The sequence below is a fragment of the Pararhodonellum marinum genome (genome assembly GCF_015354735.1).
GTDB classification, from domain to species: Bacteria; Bacteroidota; Bacteroidia; order Cytophagales; family Cyclobacteriaceae; genus Pararhodonellum; species Pararhodonellum marinum.
Map to the genome: position 1 here is coordinate 86,501 of NZ_JACEFJ010000003.1, position 18,811 is coordinate 105,311.

The following is an 18,811-nucleotide window of genomic DNA, read 5'->3' on the forward strand; positions in this document are numbered from 1 at the left end:
TAAATAAATTTCACGATAATTTGTTGTAATTACCCTGAAAAAATGAACAAAATAGGAGGGAAGACCCTAAATCTTACTGCTGTTTACCACTTGGCTCCCAAAATTTAAGTAATACAAAGTAAACATCCCTAGGTCACCTTGATGATGAAATAGTTTTTCTTACCCTTTTGAACCAACAAATACTGGTTTTGGAGTAGAGGAAAATCCAAACTTTGGTTGGGGTCGGGCATCTTTTCTTTGTTTATGCCAAGTCCACCACCCAAAATCATTTTTCGAGCTTCTCCTTTCGAACTGAAAATTAGACCTTGTCCATGTTCACCAACAAGATCCAGCACAGTGGGTATGGCATCATAATCGGTACGGGAAATACTTAATTGGGGCACCCCTTCAAATACCTGAAGAAAGGTGCGCTCATCCAATGAAGCCAGATCCTCTGTGGATGATTTGCCGAATAGAATTTCGGAGGCCTTTAAGGCCATTTCGTAATCCGATTCGCTGTGGACCAAGATGGTGATTTCTTTGGCCAATGTTTTCTGAAGGATCCGCTGATGGGGAGCCTCTGCATGGGATTTTTCAAGACCTTGGATTTCATTTTGATCCAAAGTGGTGAAAATACGGATGTAGCGACCGGCATCTTCATCACTGACGTTGAGCCAGAATTGGTAAAATGCATAGGGTGAGGTTTTATCAGGATCCAGCCACACACTTCCTCCTTCGGTCTTGCCAAATTTGGTCCCATCGGCTTTGGTAATTAAAGGGACCGTAAGGGCAAAAGCCGAACCACCCCCCATTCTTCGGATCAATTCAGTCCCGGTCACAATATTGCCCCACTGATCGGAACCTCCCAATTGCATGGTACAATTGCGGTTTTTCCATAGATGATAAAAATCATAGCCCTGAATCAGTTGGTAAGAAAATTCGGTGAATGAAAGGCCGCTTCCTTCTTCAATCCGTCTTTTCACACTGTCTTTGGCCATCATATAATTGACCGTGATGTGTTTTCCTACTTCTCTGATAAAATCTAAAAATGAGAATTCAGCCATCCAATCGTAATTGTTGACCAGTTCGGCTTTGTTGGCTGCATAAGAACTGAAATCCAAAAATTTGCCCAGTTGTCTTTTGATGGCGGAGATGTTGGTATCCAAGGTTTTCTTGTCCAGGAGGTTTCTCTCAGCTGACTTAAAGGAAGGGTCCCCAATCATGCCGGTGGCTCCGCCTACCAAGGCAAAAGGCTTATGACCTGAGCGTTGAAAATGAAGCAAAGTCATCACCCCAACCAAATGGCCTATGTGCAAGGAATCCGCGGTAGGATCAAAGCCTAAGTAGGCTGCTGCCATTCCTTGCTTCAGGTGATCTTCAATTCCAGGGGTCATGTCCTGTAACATGCCTCTCCACTTGAGTTCGTCTATAAAATCATTCATGCTTAACTATTCCTCGGTCAATTTGAGCGCAAAGATAAGGGAAAATTTTAAAGGCTAATCTTTGAAATCAGTCTTGGTCAGGGGATTTTCAGTATCCGTTCACTCTTTCTTTTCCATAACCAGAACGAGTCTTTTTTTCTTGGGACTCAGCGTCATCCGGCTGATTTTTCCATACCCGGGCACATTGAAATTGGCGATTTTTTGCCAGGTTTGACTTTTATTTATATTTCTGATAAACAATTCATTATCCCTTGCCATCAAAAGTTCATTTTTATTCAGCCAAATAAAATCCTCAGCATCACCCAATCCCAATCCCAAAGACTCCGAGATTCTTTTTTTCAGGTCAAAACCCTTTAATCCGTAGGCAATTTTCCCATCCACTACAATATTTCCTTTGGTACTGAAATAAGTGATTTGGTCTGTTTTTGGTCTTCTCTGAATGCTTCTTCCTATCTCTTCATCTATGGTAAGGATATCATCTCTGCTGAAGGGAAATATTAATTTATGGGGCTCATCAAGGACAAACATGGCGGCCTTGTTGTCATACCAATCGTAATAGCCCACCGGTGCAATGTCATCATAGAGCAATTCCGGCTCTCCCATATTCAATGGATAAAGCCAAAGCCGCTGAGTGCTATCTTCCTCTACAGTAACTGCACCTACATATTGCTTGCAATCGGTTAGCTTCGGAGAAAATTCACTTCGGTTTTCAGTTCTTGTAATGTTGGTAAATTTACCTGTTTCAAAATTGTACATGATCAGATCATGGGTACCGTCAATAGGCGCTGAGGAAAATACCAGCCTTTCCTCACTGATAAAAGCAGGCTGATTGTCATAGCCGGGATTATCTGTGAGGACCCTTACGGTTTCCGGAACGATGGAAAATCCCCCGAAGCCGGATTTAGTTTCCACCATGACCAAATCAGAATTGACCTGAGCGGAGACACAAAATCCATAAAGGCATAGCATAAGCCACAAAAAGTAATTTTTATTGAAATTCATCGGTTATAATGTTGACTGGTCTGCGGTTGAAAAAACTAAATTACAAAATGGAGGTTAAATCCCTAAGATGAAGATGGAATTATACACCGATGGTAATTTGGATGGGCTCAGACAGCAGACGGATCAGCTAGCAGATGAAGCAGTAAGAATTCTGATGAGTAACACGGAGCTTATCGACATGATCAATGCTTGGGAAAAAATTCCCGATCTCTTACCTGAAAACTTTCCAAAAGTGCTTCACAAATTGATTTCGATCTACAGGGAGATTCCACCAATGGTAAATCCCGGAAAAGTCAAGTTGGCCCAGGATTTCTTCGAAAAAAACGGCAGCTTGTATTTGGCCCTTTTGGGTTTTTATAGCCTACCGATTTGTTATGCCTATGAAGACGGTGCAAGGGTTTTGATCAAATCCAAAAGAATCATGGAGGAACCCGGAATCCGATTGGCTGAGACAGCACTTTTTGTTTTGGATGCCTTTAGACCGGGTAATTTTCTTCAGGAATCAAATTTGTTGAGCTTACTGAAGGTAAGGTTGATCCATGCCTTTTCTAGGTATTTTATCCAAAAGTACGTCAGAGATTGGGTTCCTGGTTGGGGGCAACCTATCAATCAGGAGGATTTGCTGGGCACCAACTTGGCTTTTAGTCTGATTATCACCCGTGGATTCAGAAAATTGAACAAAACGGTTACCTTGGATCAGGCTGATGCGGTCTTGCATTATTGGAAAATTATCGGTCACTATTTAGGGTTGAATGTGGATTTCTGGCCTGAGAATCCTAAAGAGGCTTTTGCTTTGGAGAAAATGATTCGTAAAAGACACCTGCGTCCCTCCGCTCACGGAAAAGTTTTGATGGCATCTTTATTGAATTATTACAGGGCATCTGTAGTCAATCCTGCCTTGGCAGGCATTGCCGAAGATTTGGTCTGTTATTTTGTAGGAATGGAGGGTTCAAAGGCTTTGGGTATCCATAAAAACATCAGCTTGCCTACGGGTCTTTATGGTTTGATGTTGCAGTTTGGACTCTTCAATCAGCAGGGGAAAATGAGCACTTACTCCGCGCTGCGACGGCAGTTTACCATCAATGCCGAAAATCAGTTTGGACAGGTCGTTTCTCTAAACCTCCCCATCCAAAAGCGTTCATAACCGTACATTTTTTGTATTGATTTCGGTCACTTTGCGAAAAGAAACCTGTCTTGAACGGTCCACAGAGGCCATTTTTCATACTGGCATCCTTTTCGTACTTTTTGTCACAGATGAAAAATCTGAAAACTACATTTCAGCGATTCCCATTGGAACTGATCTTCTGGATCAGTGCCTTGATCAGCATCTCTCTGATTGACCCTTATCAGTCCGACCATTTCACCTTGTGTCCTTTGGATCAACTTGGTTTTCATTGGTGCCCGGGTTGTGGTTTGGGAAGGGCAATGAGCTTGATGCTTAAAGGGGATTTTGCGGCCTCATGGTCGCTGCATCCACTGGCAGGCTTTGCCTTTGTAGTGATCACATTTAGAATCATAGAATTAATCAAGCACCTTAAAACTATAAAATATCATGGCTAACGTATTGAAACACTTACCCGAATTGGAAGGAATGGAACTGGGATACATCCAAGGAATCCTCAAAAACATGGACGATGAGCAAGCAAGTCTCTTTGCACAGGTTTACAGAGCCCGCAGGAAAGACGCCCAAATGATTTTGATCCTTACTTTAATTGGGTTTTTTGGATTCGCCGGTCTGCACAGATTTATCATCGGTCAGATTGGTTTGGGGATCCTATATTTACTGACAGCAGGACTTTGTTTTATCGGTACCATTGTCGATCTGGTCAACTATAAAAGCATCACTTATGAGTTTAACATCAAAATGGCTCATGAAACCTTGTCTATGATGGCCAACAATGGGTCAGGCTACCAAGCTCCGCAAATTCCCCCTATTAATCCACAGGCATAATTTGAAAATGCCTCATTTTAAACCATAAAAAACTTTTAAAACCATGTCAAAAAAAATCAACGCGATAATTCTGACCATGATGGCAGTTTTGATCCTGCCAGCCTGCAGCTATTCTCAGATGAATGTCGTATCAGACATAGAAGAGTCCTTTGATGGGGTAGAAGCCATTGTGGTCAATGGACGCTTTCTTGAAGTTTCTTACGAAGGCAGTCCGAGGGCCACAGAGGTATTTCTGAGCGCCTATCTGGAATCCAATGGTGAGGGTGGGCCAGAAATCATTTATAAAAGAGATGGCAATCTGCTTAAAGTCGAAGTGACACCCTCTAACGGAGGATGGGGAAACTATAGAAACTCTGGTTACATTTCCCTTGTGGGTCCTGAAACGGTCAGACTGGACTTGAATACAAGTTCGGGTAGAGTGGAGGTTTCCAACGTACTCCATGATGAAATCAAACTCAAAGCAAGTTCAGGAAAAATCAATCTTAACAACATTCAGGCGAACGAGATCCAATTCAGTGCCTCCTCTGGATCCATTTCCGGATCGAATCTGATCGGACAGGTAAAGGGAAAAGTCTCATCAGGAAAAATCAGTCTGAACGGTGTGGAAGGCAGTGTGGATGTGACTTCGTCTAGCGGACGTATTGAACTCAACCAAATAGAAGGTGTGGCTCATTGCAATGCAAGTTCAGGAAGCATCTCCTTGGAACAAGTAGAGGAGTTGGGTAAAATCAAGGTGTCTTCCGGAAGTGTGAAGGCCATCAACTCGGGGCTAGGAGCAAACACAGATTTACACGGATCTTCGGGTTCTTTCAGGATCAATACTTTCAGCAACCTTTCAGACTTGAATTTTAGATTGAATGCCTCAAGCGGAGGATTGACAGTAGGTCAAAGCAAAGGCAGAAAATCTCTGGTCATCAACAATGGTTCAGACATTACCGTAAGAGGAAACACCTCTTCAGGAAGCATCCGGATTGAGAATTAAGTTCTTCTTGAATTTCATGGTTATCTAGATGAAAATGAAATGGGGAAAGCTTTTTGGCTTTCCCCATTTTTTCAAGTTGTGGCAATTGTAACTGCTATCAAGCCTTCCTGCCTTAGGCAGGTATTTTCATTGAATTTACTACATGAAACTACCTTTCCGTCTGAGTTATACGGTAAGATTTTTTTTATCTGTTGAAGGCTTGAATGATATTTTTAAAAGCACCGGAAAACTTAGCCGAAGCATCGGGCAAGGTCCTCTCATTGGGGCCTAAAAATTCCTCAAGTTCAATGAAGGTAGCTGCACCTTGGAAATCATATTTGATTTCCAAACCCTGGCTGGTGATCAAATCATTTTTTATCGTAAGTACATTGTTATTGAAATTTACGTCCACGGTTCCTTCAACCACCGAATAGATCGTATCAAAATCCTCATCGGCGTAATCAAATCCAAATTCAACGTCTGGGGCAATCTTCTGTCCAAGAAATTGTCCAGCCTGCTGAATGTCAATGTTTTCAATATCCACGTCCACCACTTGGTAAACACCGTTGACATTGCTGTTCAAAGGGCCGACAATCTGAGCATAGTATCCGGAAAAGTCATCTCCCGGATCTGTAAAGTTGAATTCCTCGTCCACCAATTCTTCAAGGTCATAATTGGATAAAAGAAGAATCCATGAACTAAACCCAAGGGATAACTGCTCCACCAATATCACATCCCCAACAAAAACCACATAGGCAAAAGTATAAGTGACTTGTTTGTCTTCAATGGTAACCGTATTTGGGGGAAGCTGTTCTTCCACCGGGGGTTCAGGTCCGTCATCATCGGATCCACATGAAAACAACAGGGGGGACAACAACAGAATAAGTGCTAAAAAAGCCTTGAAATTTCTCATTTTCATGGTTTATACATATTTGATTTTGTCACAATTAACGAAAAAAATCAATAACTTTTCAAAAAAAAATTCTACTTACAGGAATCTGTTTTACATGGGAATTTTAATGTTTTTTGTCCCTCTCTTCAAATTTGCTTTTCGGAAATGACGGGAAAATATTGTAAGGAAAAACAGTCAATTATCCGCTTATTCTAGGGGGTGTATATTTGTTTTCTTGGCATTGCATTTGATAAATTGGATATCTATGAATTCCATTGATGATTTTTTATTTTATAACCAAAAGACTTATCTTTCCCTTCAAACCAATAAATAACCTATTTTATGAAATCAAAATCATTTTCCTTGGCCATGGTCTTTGCCATTGGATTTATGGCCTTTGCTCAGGCCCAACAAAAAGAAATCAAACTACCCCCGGAAGCGACCGAATTTTGGGAACCTGAACCGAGAGTGGTTACTCCAGGAGCAGAAAATCATTTGCCACCATCTGATGCGATCATAATTTTTGATGGAAAAAACCTGGACAACTTTAAAAGTCTCAAAACAGGTGGGGCTGCGGAGTGGACAGTGGCTGACGGGATATTGACCGTAAAACCCGGTACCGGAGACATCCTGACCAAAGAAGCCTTTGGGGATGTACAGATCCATCTTGAATTTTCAGCACCCACAGAAATAAAAGGCCAAAGCCAAGGCAGAGGCAATAGTGGACTTTTAATCATGGAAAGGTATGAGGTGCAGGTTTTGGATTCTTATGAAAATAGGACTTATTCAAATGGACAGGCTGCCAGTATCTACAAACAATATCCTCCTTTGGTCAACGCCATGAGAAAACCTGGAGAATGGAACACCTATGATGTATTCTTTACTGCTCCCAGGTTCAATGCAGACGGAATGGTAATCAGTCCAGCCAAAGTTACCGTGATCCATAATGGAGTACTGGTACAAAACGCCAGAGAAATCAAAGGACCGACTGAATATATTGGTATCCCGAATTACAAAGCCCATGACGCAGAACTTCCTTTCAAACTTCAGGACCATGGAGATTTAGTGAAATTCAGAAACATTTGGGTAAGAAAGCTGTAATCATGAATTCAAGAAGAAAATTTCTACAAAAATCATTTTTGGCTGGCGCAGGACTTTCTTTGCCTGCCTTCGTATCCGCAGATCAGCTGGGAGCTTATCTCAAAAAAGTGGCACCCAGTGACCAGATCAATTTTGCCGTGATCGGTTGCAAGGGCATGGGATGGTCCAACATCAATGCGCAGCTCAAACAGGAAAGAGTGAATTGCATCGCTTTGGCTGATATTGATCAAAGTGTTTTGGATCAGAGGGCAGCAGATGTTGAAAAACTCAGGGGGAAAAAACCAAAAGTATATACCGATTACCGGAAAATGTTGGAAAACAAGGACATTGATGCGGTAATCATAGGAACACCCGATCATTGGCATTGCCTTAATTTGGTAGACTCCCTTTCAGCTGGCAAGCATGTGTATGTGGAAAAACCCATAGCCAATACCATCGAAGAATGTCGGGTCATGGTGGATGCTACCAAACGTTACGGAAAAATGGTTCAAGTAGGGCAGTGGCAGAGATCCGGCAGTCAATATGCAGAAGCCATTGATTACGTGAAGTCAGGAAAATTGGGTCAGATCAGGTTGGTAAAATGCTGGGCTTATCAAGGCTGGATGAAGCCAGTACCCGTTGTTCCTGACGGTCCGGTTCCACAAGGGGTGGATTATGACATGTGGTTGGGTCCTGCCCCAAAACGCCCTTTCAATGCCAACAGATTTCATTTCAATTTTAGGTGGTTCTGGGATTATGCAGGAGGGTTGATGACGGACTGGGGCGTGCATGAAATAGACATTGCCCTCTTTGCGATGGGCGTTAGTGCCCCAAAATCCATCATGGCTTCAGGAGGTAAATTTGCTTATCCTGATGATGCCTCAGAAACTCCCGATACCCTACAGACCGTTTACGAATACGATGGATTCAATATGCTTTGGGAGCATGCCACAGGTATAGATAAGGGCAATTATGATTCCTCAGAAGGCATTGCCTTTATTGGAAACAACGGTACACTGATGGTCAATAGAGGTGGCTGGAAAGTGATGCCTGAAGGCAGCAACCAAGATGGTAAATGGGTTGAAAAGCTGGATAAGGTAGACCATGTGAAGCCTAAATTTAATGCCATGGAACAACATGCCGTCAATTTTGTGGATGCCATTGTTGCCAATGATGCCTCCAAGCTGACCTGTGGTATAGAGACAGGAAGTGTGGCAGCCATCAATGCTCAGATGGGCAACATTGCCTTTAAAACAGGGGAGAAGCTGTACTGGGACAAAGATAAGGGGTTGTTTACCAACCCAAAAGCCAATGAACTGGTCAAAGCCAGTTACCACAACGGCTGGAATCTGCCAAAAGTGTAATCAACCATCAAGGAAGTCAGTGAGTTCAGCGGTATTGTTCGACCAAGGCCTCACTGACTTCCCATAATTTATCTCTGTATTTTTTTGATTTCGCCGCACTGCTCACAGAGCACTTTTTGGATTTTTTGAAATAATTCCCACTAAGTTGTTGAATGGATGGGGATTTGGCTAAAAATATGCTTGTTTCGGCACCTTTTTCAGCACTGATCATAAACGGTCTGACCAAGAACCAAGCCCAACGGAAAATGCCAGTTGCGTCTCCACCAAAATTGGATTTGACCACTCCAGGATGTAAAGCGTAGGATTTTATGCCTCTTTCATGGTACCTATCCTGAAGACTTTTGGTAAACCAAATGTTATACAATTTGGCGTTCGCATAGGCTATGAAACCATTGATATCCTGTTCCATCTGTAAATCATTTAATTTGGGCTTTGCTGCTTTATGCGCTTCCGAACTGACATTGATGATTCTGGCATCCACACTTTTTTCAAGAAGAGGCAATAATTTGGTGGTCAGCAAAAAATGTCCCAAATGATTGATCGAAAAAGTGAGATCTAATTTGTCTTTGGAGAGTTGTTTCTCTGTAAAAATCCCTCCGGCATTGTTGATGAGCACATCGATTTTATCTGTCTGTTTCAAAATATTTTCAGCAGCTGCCCTAACTGAACTAAGGTCTGCCAGATCACAATATACGATCTTGAATTTATCATTTTTATCCAAACTGCTGATGCTTTGCACCAATGCTGCACCCTTTTTTTCGTTTCTGACCAGCAAGAATATTTTATCAAATTTAGCAGAAAGGCCTTTGACTGTTTCTTTTCCAATACCCGATGTCGGGCCAGTGATTGCTAATACCATGTTGTCTGTTGTCTTAATTCTAGCATTTCAACACTTACATTCCCTTCATTGTTCGAGCTTTAGCGAATAACCCATTTAAAATAATATTTGCCATTCCAAAAATTAAGTGAGATAAAATTTATTTTTCGTATTTTTAAAGATCAAATATTTCAATTTTATACAAAAAATAGCATCTTAGTATTATTTTAAAAACATTCTTTTTACTGAAAATCAAAGTGTTATAGTACACCAAGTAAACCGATTGAAAGTAATCAGAAAGCTTATCTGCAAAGCATGAATGACCAGAATGCCAAATTTGTTGATGTGGAGAAAGTGATCAAGGATAAAAACCCGGCTTTACTCAAATGGATGCCGGGTTTTGCGCTGAAATATATCAAGCGCATCTTGCATGAAGAGGACATCAACCTCTTGATGAAAAAAATAGGGCACCTGAAAGGTCTCGAATTCATCCATGCCTTGATAGAAGAATTTGGTGTTGAAGTAGACCTTCAGGGAAGTGAAAATATCCCTTTGGACAGGGGAGCTATATTTGCTTCCAATCATCCCCTTGGTGGGTTGGACGGAATCGCCTTTATGCATGCGCTGAGTCCGTATAGACAGGACATGCGCTTTCTTGTCAATGACATCTTGTTGCATATTGATAATTTTGATCCCCTTTTTGTACCGGTCAACAAACACGGGTCACATGGTAAAAAGGCAGCGCAAGCCATAGAAGAGGCTTATTCGGGTGAATATGCCATTTTGGTTTTCCCTGCTGGGTTGGTTTCAAGAAAGCAACCTGAAGGCATCAAAGATCTGGAATGGAAAAAAAGCTTCATCACCAAGGCCAAAAAACACAAAAAAGACATCATACCGGTTTATATTTCAGGAAACAATTCTGCTTTTTTTTATAACCTTGGGAGGCTTAGGAAAAGAGTGGGTATAAAAGCGAATATCGAAATGTTCTATTTGGCAGATGAAATGTTTGCTCAAAAAGGCAAAAAAGTAACTATTCATATAGGAAAACCCATTTCTTACGAGTATTTTGATGAATCGAAATCGGAACGGGATTGGGCGGAGGAAGTAAAGCAGTTGGTCTACAAAATGGCGGAAGATAAGTAAATGTATGGAAGATATCATAGCTCCTGTTTCCAGGGATAAAATAAGAAAAGAGCTTACCAGAGAACGGTTTCTAAGACATACCAACAATGGTAACAACCAGATCTTTCTGGTCAATCACCACAACGCACCCAACGTGATGATGGAAATCGGCCGGCTGAGAGAATTGACTTTTAGGGGTGCAGGCGGGGGGACCGGAAAGGCCTATGACATCGATGAAAATGACACCTGCGAAAACTGTTATGAGCAATTGATTGCATGGAATCCTGAGGAAGAGGAAATTATTGCTGGTTATAGGGTAATCAACTGCAATCAAGCTGGCTACAACAGTGATGGAGAGTTTAATCTGTCAACTGCCCATTATTTCAAGTTCTCTGAGAAATTTATCACTGAGTACCTTCCTTTTACCATTGAATTGGGCAGGTCTTTTGTCCAGCCCAAGTACCAACCGGGCAAGGACAATAGAAAAGGGCTTTTTTCTTTGGACAACCTTTGGGATGGACTTGGTGCCGTAGTATTAATCAATCCAGAAATCAAATACCTTTTTGGTAAGGTCACCATGTATCCTCATTTCCATAAAGAAGGCCGCGATTTACTTTTGTATTTTATGAATCATTACTTTCCAGATCCCGATAAATTGGCTGTTCCATTCAGGCCATTGGGCTACCATGGAGATGTGAGTAAATTCAACGGGCTTTTTGAAGGGAAAGATTACAAAGATGGATACAAAACATTGAATAGTAACATCAGGGCCATGGGTGAAAATATACCGCCGCTAATCAATACTTACATGAACCTTTCCCCCTCCATGAAAACCTTCGGAACCGCACTCAATGATGAGTTCGGTGAGGTGGAAGAAACAGGCATCCTGATTACCATTGCCGATATTTATGAAACCAAAAAGCACCGGCATATGGAAACCTTCGAAAGAGACCGCAATTTTAGCAACAGATCCAAGAAAGCATAAAAAAAACTCCCCCGTAATAGGGGAGTTTAGAATTATTTAAACTATCAATTAAGACAAAGATTGATTTTCCTTGGATGCCAATTCCAAAATTTTATCAAATTCAGCAGGCTCAAGATCTTTGAAGAAGTAGTGGACAGGATTCACATAATTTCCGTCTTTGATCACTTCATAATGAACATGTGGAGCAGTGGATGACCCGGTATTGCCTACATATCCAATCAGATCTCCCCGTTTCACTTTTTGTCCCCTTTTGACATTAAAATCATTCATGTGCGCATAGCGGGTCACAAAACCAAAACCGTGGTCTACTTCCACAAATTTTCCATAACCCCCGAATTCAGTTTTCACCTCCTTGATGACGCCATCACCGGTGGCATAGATCGGAGTACCTGTAGGAGCTGAAAAGTCAATCCCGGTATGCATTTTCTTCACTTTCAATATCGGATGCAGACGAATGCCAAAACCCGAAGCAAGTCGATTCAAATCCTCGTTTTGTAAAGGCTGAATTGCGGGGATAGAAGCCCAATACTCTTCTTTGTTGAGGGCCATCTCTGACAATTCATCATAGGAAACAGATTGAACATACAGCTGTTTTTTCAATTGTTCCACGGATTCAAAAACCGAAACAATCATTTTTTCCTGGTTGAGACCCTTCTCTTTGATTTCCTTAAATCGATCACTGCCTCCATAACCAGCTTTCCGGATAGAAGAGGGGATGGGTTCTGATTCAAACAACACCCTGTACAAATTATCATCACGATCCTGTAAATCAGTGATCATTGAATTTAATCGGGATACTTCCTGATCTAACATGTCATAATAGAACTTCATCTCTCTATTTTCTCTTTTCAAAAGCAGTTCTTTGGGACTATCAAAATAATAACTAAAGACCAATAGAATGCAGACTGCTATGATGGAGGAGAGAGAGAGAAAGCCCAACACGTTGAGGAGGATATCCCATTTGCTTCTGGTAAAGCGTTCGTATTTACAGGTTTTGGGATCGTAATAATATTTTATTCTACTCATCTATAATATTGAATGCTAATTCTTATAATTTTGTAAGCCTTATAGTAAACGGGTGAGATTTAGAGAAATCAATTCCGCAAATATAGTGAATAACAAATAACATTCCGAATTTACCAGCCGATGTCTATTTCCATGGATGCCAAATCAATTAGAAACACCTTTATCACCTATTTTCAATCCAAAAACCACGAATTTGTTCCCTCTTCACCGATAGTAGTCAAAAACGATCCGACACTGATGTTCACCAATGCAGGGATGAATCAGTTCAAGGATTTTTTTTTAGGCAATGAAAAACCCAAGGCGAACCGGGTGGCGAATAGCCAAAAATGCCTGAGAGTATCCGGTAAGCACAACGATTTAGAGGAAGTTGGTGTGGATACGTACCACCACACCATGTTTGAAATGCTTGGCAATTGGTCTTTTGGCGATTATTTCAAGGAAGAGGCCATTTCATGGGCCTGGGAATTGTTGACAGAAGTATACGGGCTTCCCAAAGATCGGCTTTATGTAACTGTATTTGGGGGTGATAAGGGTGATGGGTTGGCAATTGACCAAGAAGCCTACGATTTTTGGAAGGAAATCGTATCTGAGGATAAAATATTATACGGGTCAAAAAAGGATAATTTTTGGGAAATGGGTGATACAGGTCCCTGCGGCCCCTGTTCAGAAATACACATCGATCTAAGACCTGAGTCAGAAATATTTTCCGTTGCAGGTAAAGAATTGGTCAATCAGGACCACCCTCAGGTGATAGAAATCTGGAATTTGGTATTTATACAATTTAACCGTGTGTCAGACGGATCTCTCAAAGAGCTTCCAGCCAAACACGTGGATACTGGTATGGGTTTCGAAAGGCTGGTCAGGGCCATTCAACAAAAAAGCTCTAACTATGACACAGATCTTTTTGCACCGTTTATCCAATTTCTGGAAAACAGAAGCCGGAAAAAATACGGTCAGGATGAAAAAATAGACATTGCTATCCGGGTCATTGTCGATCACATTCGTGCGATCGCCTTTACCATTGCTGATGGTCAGCTTCCTTCCAATAACAAGGCAGGCTATGTAATTAGGCGGATTTTAAGGAGAGCCGTAAGATATGGCTATACTTTCTTAGGTCTTCAAGAGCCTTTTCTTTTCGAAATCCTCCCGCTATTGACCAAACATTTCGGGGAAGTATATCCTGAACTTTCTTCTCAACAAGAATTCATTGCAAGGGTGATTCAAGAGGAAGAAATCTCATTTCTGAGGACATTGGATAATGGTTTGAAAAAACTGGATCAGATCAGGATGGATTTGGCTTTAAGCTCTTCTGATATCATTCCTGGCCAAGTGGCTTTTGAATTGTATGATACCTATGGTTTTCCATTTGATTTGACTTCGCTAATTGCAAGGGAAAATGGTTTATCAGTAGATGAATTGGGTTTTCTTGAGGAAATGGAAATTCAGAAAACCAGATCCAGGGCGGCAGCGGAACAGGAGACCGGGGATTGGACCACTTTGGCAGATGATCAGGCAGTGGTTTTTTTGGGTTATGATACTTTGGAAACCAATTCCAAGATACTAAAGTACAGGGAAGGAAAAGATAAAAAGGGGAGCCAGTACCAAGTCGTGTTGGACCAAACTCCATTTTATGCTGAAAGCGGCGGACAGGTAGGCGATACTGGAGTACTCGTTTCTGAAAAGGAGACGATTCAAGTAAAAGATACCAAGAGGGAAAACGAGCTCATCATTCATGTAGTTGACCGGCTTCCGCAAAATCCGAAGGCTGTTTTTGTGGCTAAGGTGGACCAATTCAAAAGATCATTGACCATGAACAACCACTCAGCAACTCACTTGCTGCAGTCTGCCTTAAAAGAAGTTCTGGGAGACCATATACAACAGAGGGGTTCCTTGGTCAATGAGCAGCTCTTGCGTTTTGATTTTTCCCATTTTGCCAAACTGAGTGAGGAAGAGATCAAAGCGGTAGAAAGTATAGTCAATGCAAAGATCAGACAAAATATTGCTTTGGAAGAATCAAGAAATGTCCCGATTGCAGAAGCAAAAGCCATGGGTGCTACAGCCCTTTTCGGGGAGAAATATGGAGATTTTGTCAGAGTGATCACCTTCGACCCCAAATTTTCGGTTGAACTTTGCGGAGGCACACATGTACCATCCACCGGAAAAATAGGCTGGTTTAAAATCATTTCCGAAGGATCCATTGCTTCAGGGGTAAGAAGAATTGAGGCCTATACAGCAAAAGCAGCGGAGGAATACATCCATGATAAGTTGGCCATTATAAGGGAATTGCAGGATTTGCTCAAAAATCCCAAAGACATTAAAAGATCCTTAGAAAGCCTACTGTTGGAGCGGAATGAGATGAAGAAGACGATAGAATCCCTTCATCTGGAAAAGGCGGGTTCACTCAAAGAAGAATTGATCAAACAAATCATAACGATAGACGGAGTAAACCGCATCATTGCTTTGGTAAAATTACCCTCTGCCGAGGCGCTGAAAAAACTGGCCTTTGAAATCAAAAATGAAGTTGATAATGTTTTGATGGTGCTTGCTGCTGACATTGAAGGCAAACCCCAAATTGCGGTTATCGTTTCGGATCAATTAATCCAATCCAAACAAATCAATGCGGGACAGGTTGTCAGAGAATTGGCCAAAGAAATTGAAGGAGGAGGAGGTGGTCAGCCTTTTTATGCTACAGCAGGTGGCAAAAAAATAGAAGGTCTGCGCAATGTCATCGAAAAAGCCGAATCCATGTTTGCTTCCTTTTAAGGAATTTACAGGAATTGATTTGGTTTTAGCTTAAATCTCTGCCATTTTTGGCATAATTATTAAAGATTATTCAAAGAAAATCCATAATGCTTCCAAAAGCGATCAAAGAAAAGTATGAGTTGGTGGTTGGGTTGGAGGTGCATGCGCAGTTGTTGACCAACAGCAAAATGTACACTTCAGACAGCACAGAATACGGCAATCTTCCCAATACCAATATTTCCGTGATTACCCTTGGACATCCCGGCACGATGCCCAAAGTCAACAAACGGGCTGTGGAGTTTGCGATGAGGATGGGTTTGGCCTGCCACTCTGAAATTACGAGAAGAAATATTTTTGCTAGAAAAAACTATTTTTACCCAGATCTACCCAAAGGATACCAAATCACTCAGGACAAGGGGCCCATCTGTGTGGGAGGTCAAGTACCCATCACTTTGGCTTCAGGAGAAGAAAAATCCATTGCGCTGACGAGAATACATATGGAAGAAGATGCCGGAAAATCCATGCACTTGGCGGGTGAGGTGGATACCTTGGTAGATTTCAATAGGGCTGGCGTTCCGTTGATCGAAATTGTTTCAGAACCCGATATCAGGACCTCGGAAGAGGCCTATGCTTACTTGGTGGAAATCAAAAAGCTCGTTCGGTACCTGGATATCTGTGATGGCAATATGGAGGAAGGTTCCTTACGTTGCGATGCCAATATTTCTGTTCGGTTATTTGGAGATCCAGAATTGGGTAAAAAGGTGGAAGTCAAAAACATGAATTCATTTAGAAATGTGGCAAGAGCAATTGAACATGAATTCGAAAGGCAAATAGAATTGATCGAATCAGGGACGGAAATTATTTCGGAGACTAGGACTTTTGATGCTACCACAGGAACCACGGCCAGCATGAGGACCAAAGAGGACCTCAACGATTACCGCTATTTCCCTGAGCCTGATCTCAGTCCTGTGGTCATTTCGGAAGAATGGTTATCGGGGATCAAGGCTGCCATGCCCGCTTTGCCCAGGGAATTGCACCACAAATTTGTGCATACCTATGGATTGCCTGAATATGATGCCAGTGTGCTTACTGATTCTAAAGAGATTGCTTTGTTTTTTGAAAAACTTTGCACCGAGACAGAAAACTACAAGGCGGCTTCGAACTGGATGATGGGACCTGTCAAATCCTATTTGAATGAATTGACCTTGCACATATCGGATTTTCCAGTAACGCCAGAGAAACTGGCTGCATTAATCCATTTGATTGATGATGGCAAGGTCAGTTTCACCGTGGCTTCCCAGAAGCTTTATCCTGAAATGCTTAAAAACGGACAAAAACAACCTTTGGAAATTGCCCAAGACCTCAATTTGATCCAAGAAAGTGACGAAAATTCCATCAAACCCATCATTGAACAAATCTTGTCTGAAAACTCGAAAAAAGTGGAAGAATACAAATCCGGAAAGAAAGGCTTGATGGGGATGTTTATGGGACAAGTGATGAAAAAATCCCAAGGAAAAGCAGATCCAAAGGTAGCTTCCAGAATTTTAACAGAATTACTTGAAAATGACTAAATATCAATCAGTTCAATTTCTTTTTCCGATCCTTTTGATCGGGTTTATTACAGCCTGCGCCTCAGAGAAAGAGTCCGAATTTGACGGCAAAGTTTTGATCAAGGGAAAAATAGAAAATGCTCCAGAGGGCAATTTGGTGCTTTCTCAATTTATGGATGACAGGGCAGAGGTGATAGATACAATTCCCCTTCAATCCTCCAATAATTTTGAGTATGAGCTGGACTTGGACGGCCCTAACTTCTATGATTTGAATCTTTTCGGTGAAGAAACTGTCCGATTGGCACTTTTTGCCGAAGATGTGGAAATTTTCTACAATTTTAAAGAGAGAGGAAGTCTTCGCGTGACAGGTTCCAAGGATACAGATCAATTGATGAAAGTGGATAGCCTGACTGCAGATTATCAAGAACGGATCAATGAGTTGAATCAGGCTTATTATGATGCCATGTCTGACCGCGATACAGAAACCATCAAACAAATCCAGCAAAATGCCATTGAACTGGAAAGCAGCCATGCTGAGAGGGTAAAAACGACAATCGAAAGTATGGATGGCAGTTTTGCAGCATTGGCGGCCATAGGCATGATCAACCCCAAAAATGATTTTCAGTTTTTGGATAATCTGATTTTGGATTTAGATGCCAAATATCCTGACACAAGGATGATTGTAAGCATCAAGCAACAGTTGGATGAAATGCGGAGCCTTTCCATTGGTCAACCTGCGCCTGAAATCGAGCTCCCCAATCCTGCCGGGGAGTTAGTAAAACTCTCAGACTTGCAGGGGAAATATGTTTTGATTGATTTCTGGGCAGCATGGTGCAGGCCTTGTAGGGAGGAAAACCCCAATGTGGTGCGATTGTATGACTTATACAAAGACAGAGGGTTTGAAGTCTTTGGCGTATCGCTTGATAGGACCAAAGAGGCCTGGGTAAAAGCCATTGCAGATGACCAGTTGACCTGGACACAAGTTTCCGACTTGAAGTATTTCAATTCCGAGGCAGCAGCAACATATCAGATCAATGCTATCCCGGCAACATACATGCTCGATCCGGATGGGAATATCATTGCCAAAGACCTCAGAGGACCCAGTCTTGAGGCAAAACTCAAAGAATTGTTTGATTAATTGAGGTTTTTAGAAAAAAAGCTTTCCTTTTTGTATGAGGAAGGTTTTTTTGGTTTGATGGCATTGAATTTTATTTATATTTGAAGCAGAAATGCAATATTGATAAATTTATAAATCGCTCATTATTTAATTAAATTTCAAACTTTACAACAAAACAAAAATAATTCCTATTAAAGCATCCATAATTATGATAAAGTTTAATTTATGGAATGCTTTTTGTCAATTTAGTCTGTCAGAGAACATTTAATCAATCAAAAACCAAAAATGAAAAAAACAAGTAGAAAATCCCCTGTAAGCATGCTGCTCATGCTTGCTTTGTTTGGCTTTTTGGCCATGGGCGCATGTAAAAGCAAGAAAGTGGTAGAGGCTGCCCCCGCACCTGAACCAGTTGAGGAACCCGCTCCTGCTCCAACCCCTCCACCTGCACCACCTGCACCGTCGGCAGAAGAAGTTGCAGTTGAAAAACTTGAGGCTTTTTTCAACACCATCACAAACGCATCAAGCGTTCAGAGTGCAAACGGATCTATTCAGGAAGCTCTAGGAATGTTCTCTAATCAGGAAACCCCTGTACTGATCGTTATCCATGAGGAAAATGGAATTAAAGATTACGACGAGCCCACTACCATTAACAAGTATTTGAATTACCTGAAGGACACCAAGAAAAACCTGAATTACATCAGTGATCTGAGATTGGACGGAAGTGGCCGAGTTACAGAATTAGAATTACGTCGTAAATAATTTCCCACCTAGAAAAACTAAT

17 protein-coding genes are annotated in these 18,811 nt (G+C 41.5%); 12 read left to right on the forward strand and 5 right to left on the reverse strand.

All coding sequences use genetic code 11. The features are described from left to right. Positions 1-128: 128 nt before the first annotated feature. Together tyrS and H1A14_RS07485 are read right to left on the reverse strand one after the other, a co-directional pair. The gene (gene tyrS / locus H1A14_RS07480) at positions 129-1,421 is read right to left on the reverse strand and encodes a tyrosine--tRNA ligase (RefSeq protein WP_194775618.1); all 1,293 of its coding nucleotides are present in this window, start codon (positions 1,419-1,421) and stop codon (positions 129-131) included. Positions 1,422-1,520: 99 nt separating this feature from the next. Then, positions 1,521-2,423, reverse strand: a complete 903-nt coding sequence (locus H1A14_RS07485) for a TolB-like translocation protein (protein WP_228527672.1) — start codon at positions 2,421-2,423, stop codon at positions 1,521-1,523. Between the two features lie 67 nt (positions 2,424-2,490). Between H1A14_RS07485 and H1A14_RS07490 the strand changes: the two genes are divergently transcribed. From H1A14_RS07490 to H1A14_RS07505, 4 genes are all read left to right on the forward strand, one after another. Further along, positions 2,491-3,567: an oxygenase MpaB family protein gene (locus H1A14_RS07490; RefSeq protein WP_194775619.1), complete on the forward strand. Its 1,077-nt coding sequence runs from the start codon at positions 2,491-2,493 to the stop codon at positions 3,565-3,567. A gap of 110 nt (positions 3,568-3,677) precedes the next feature. Beyond that, positions 3,678-3,983: a DUF2752 domain-containing protein gene (locus H1A14_RS07495; RefSeq protein ID WP_194775620.1), complete on the forward strand. Its 306-nt coding sequence runs from the start codon at positions 3,678-3,680 to the stop codon at positions 3,981-3,983. Continuing rightward, entirely contained in the window at positions 3,976-4,374 is a 399-nt protein-coding gene (locus H1A14_RS07500; RefSeq protein WP_194775621.1) for a TM2 domain-containing protein, read from the forward strand. The genes H1A14_RS07495 and H1A14_RS07500 overlap by 8 nt, the downstream gene beginning before the upstream one ends. A gap of 43 nt (positions 4,375-4,417) precedes the next feature. Beyond that, on the forward strand, positions 4,418-5,356 hold the full coding sequence (locus tag H1A14_RS07505) for a DUF4097 family beta strand repeat-containing protein (RefSeq protein WP_194775622.1): 939 nt from the start codon (positions 4,418-4,420) through the stop codon (positions 5,354-5,356). A 184-nt stretch (positions 5,357-5,540) separates the two neighbouring features. Here H1A14_RS07505 and H1A14_RS07510 read toward each other — a convergent pair whose 3' ends face one another. Beyond that, positions 5,541-6,254, reverse strand: a complete 714-nt coding sequence (locus tag H1A14_RS07510; RefSeq protein ID WP_194775623.1) for a hypothetical protein — start codon at positions 6,252-6,254, stop codon at positions 5,541-5,543. A gap of 342 nt (positions 6,255-6,596) precedes the next feature. Here H1A14_RS07510 and H1A14_RS07515 point away from each other — a divergent pair, with 342 nt between their 5' ends. Both H1A14_RS07515 and H1A14_RS07520 read left to right on the forward strand, forming a co-directional pair. Next, entirely contained in the window at positions 6,597-7,328 is a 732-nt protein-coding gene (locus H1A14_RS07515) for a 3-keto-disaccharide hydrolase (RefSeq protein ID WP_228527700.1), read from the forward strand. 2 nt (positions 7,329-7,330) lie between these two features. Then, positions 7,331-8,671: a Gfo/Idh/MocA family protein gene (locus H1A14_RS07520; RefSeq protein ID WP_194775625.1), complete on the forward strand. Its 1,341-nt coding sequence runs from the start codon at positions 7,331-7,333 to the stop codon at positions 8,669-8,671. Between the two features lie 25 nt (positions 8,672-8,696). Here the strand turns inward: H1A14_RS07520 and H1A14_RS07525 are convergent, their stop codons facing one another. Further along, positions 8,697-9,530: an SDR family NAD(P)-dependent oxidoreductase gene (locus tag H1A14_RS07525; RefSeq protein ID WP_194775626.1), complete on the reverse strand. Its 834-nt coding sequence runs from the start codon at positions 9,528-9,530 to the stop codon at positions 8,697-8,699. Positions 9,531-9,803: 273 nt separating this feature from the next. Here H1A14_RS07525 and H1A14_RS07530 point away from each other — a divergent pair, with 273 nt between their 5' ends. Both H1A14_RS07530 and H1A14_RS07535 read left to right on the forward strand, forming a co-directional pair. After that, on the forward strand, positions 9,804-10,631 hold the full coding sequence (locus tag H1A14_RS07530) for a 1-acyl-sn-glycerol-3-phosphate acyltransferase (protein ID WP_228527674.1): 828 nt from the start codon (positions 9,804-9,806) through the stop codon (positions 10,629-10,631). A 4-nt stretch (positions 10,632-10,635) separates the two neighbouring features. Next, positions 10,636-11,595 (forward strand): GNAT family N-acetyltransferase, encoded by a 960-nt coding sequence (locus H1A14_RS07535; RefSeq protein WP_194775627.1) that lies wholly within the window; start codon positions 10,636-10,638, stop codon positions 11,593-11,595. A gap of 48 nt (positions 11,596-11,643) precedes the next feature. On the opposite strand, the gene H1A14_RS07540 is transcribed toward H1A14_RS07535, so the two are convergent. Next, complete coding sequence (locus tag H1A14_RS07540) at positions 11,644-12,621, reverse strand: M23 family metallopeptidase (protein ID WP_194775628.1); 978 nt, start codon at positions 12,619-12,621, stop codon at positions 11,644-11,646. A gap of 132 nt (positions 12,622-12,753) precedes the next feature. On the opposite strand from H1A14_RS07540, the gene alaS reads away from it, so the two are divergent. The 4 genes from alaS (at position 12,754) to H1A14_RS07560 (ending at position 18,789) form a co-directional block, all read left to right on the forward strand. Beyond that, positions 12,754-15,384, forward strand: coding sequence for an alanine--tRNA ligase (alaS, locus tag H1A14_RS07545; protein ID WP_194775958.1), 2,631 nt, complete (start codon positions 12,754-12,756; stop codon positions 15,382-15,384). Between the two features lie 86 nt (positions 15,385-15,470). Beyond that, a complete protein-coding gene (gene gatB / locus H1A14_RS07550) occupies positions 15,471-16,934 on the forward strand; it encodes an Asp-tRNA(Asn)/Glu-tRNA(Gln) amidotransferase subunit GatB (protein WP_194775629.1) in 1,464 nt (487 codons plus the stop codon). Beyond that, entirely contained in the window at positions 16,927-18,051 is a 1,125-nt protein-coding gene (locus H1A14_RS07555) for a TlpA disulfide reductase family protein (protein WP_194775630.1), read from the forward strand. Before gatB ends, H1A14_RS07555 begins: the two co-directional genes overlap by 8 nt. A gap of 264 nt (positions 18,052-18,315) precedes the next feature. Then, positions 18,316-18,789, forward strand: coding sequence for a nucleoid-structuring protein H-NS (locus H1A14_RS07560; RefSeq protein ID WP_194775631.1), 474 nt, complete (start codon positions 18,316-18,318; stop codon positions 18,787-18,789). Positions 18,790-18,811 lie beyond the last annotated feature (22 nt).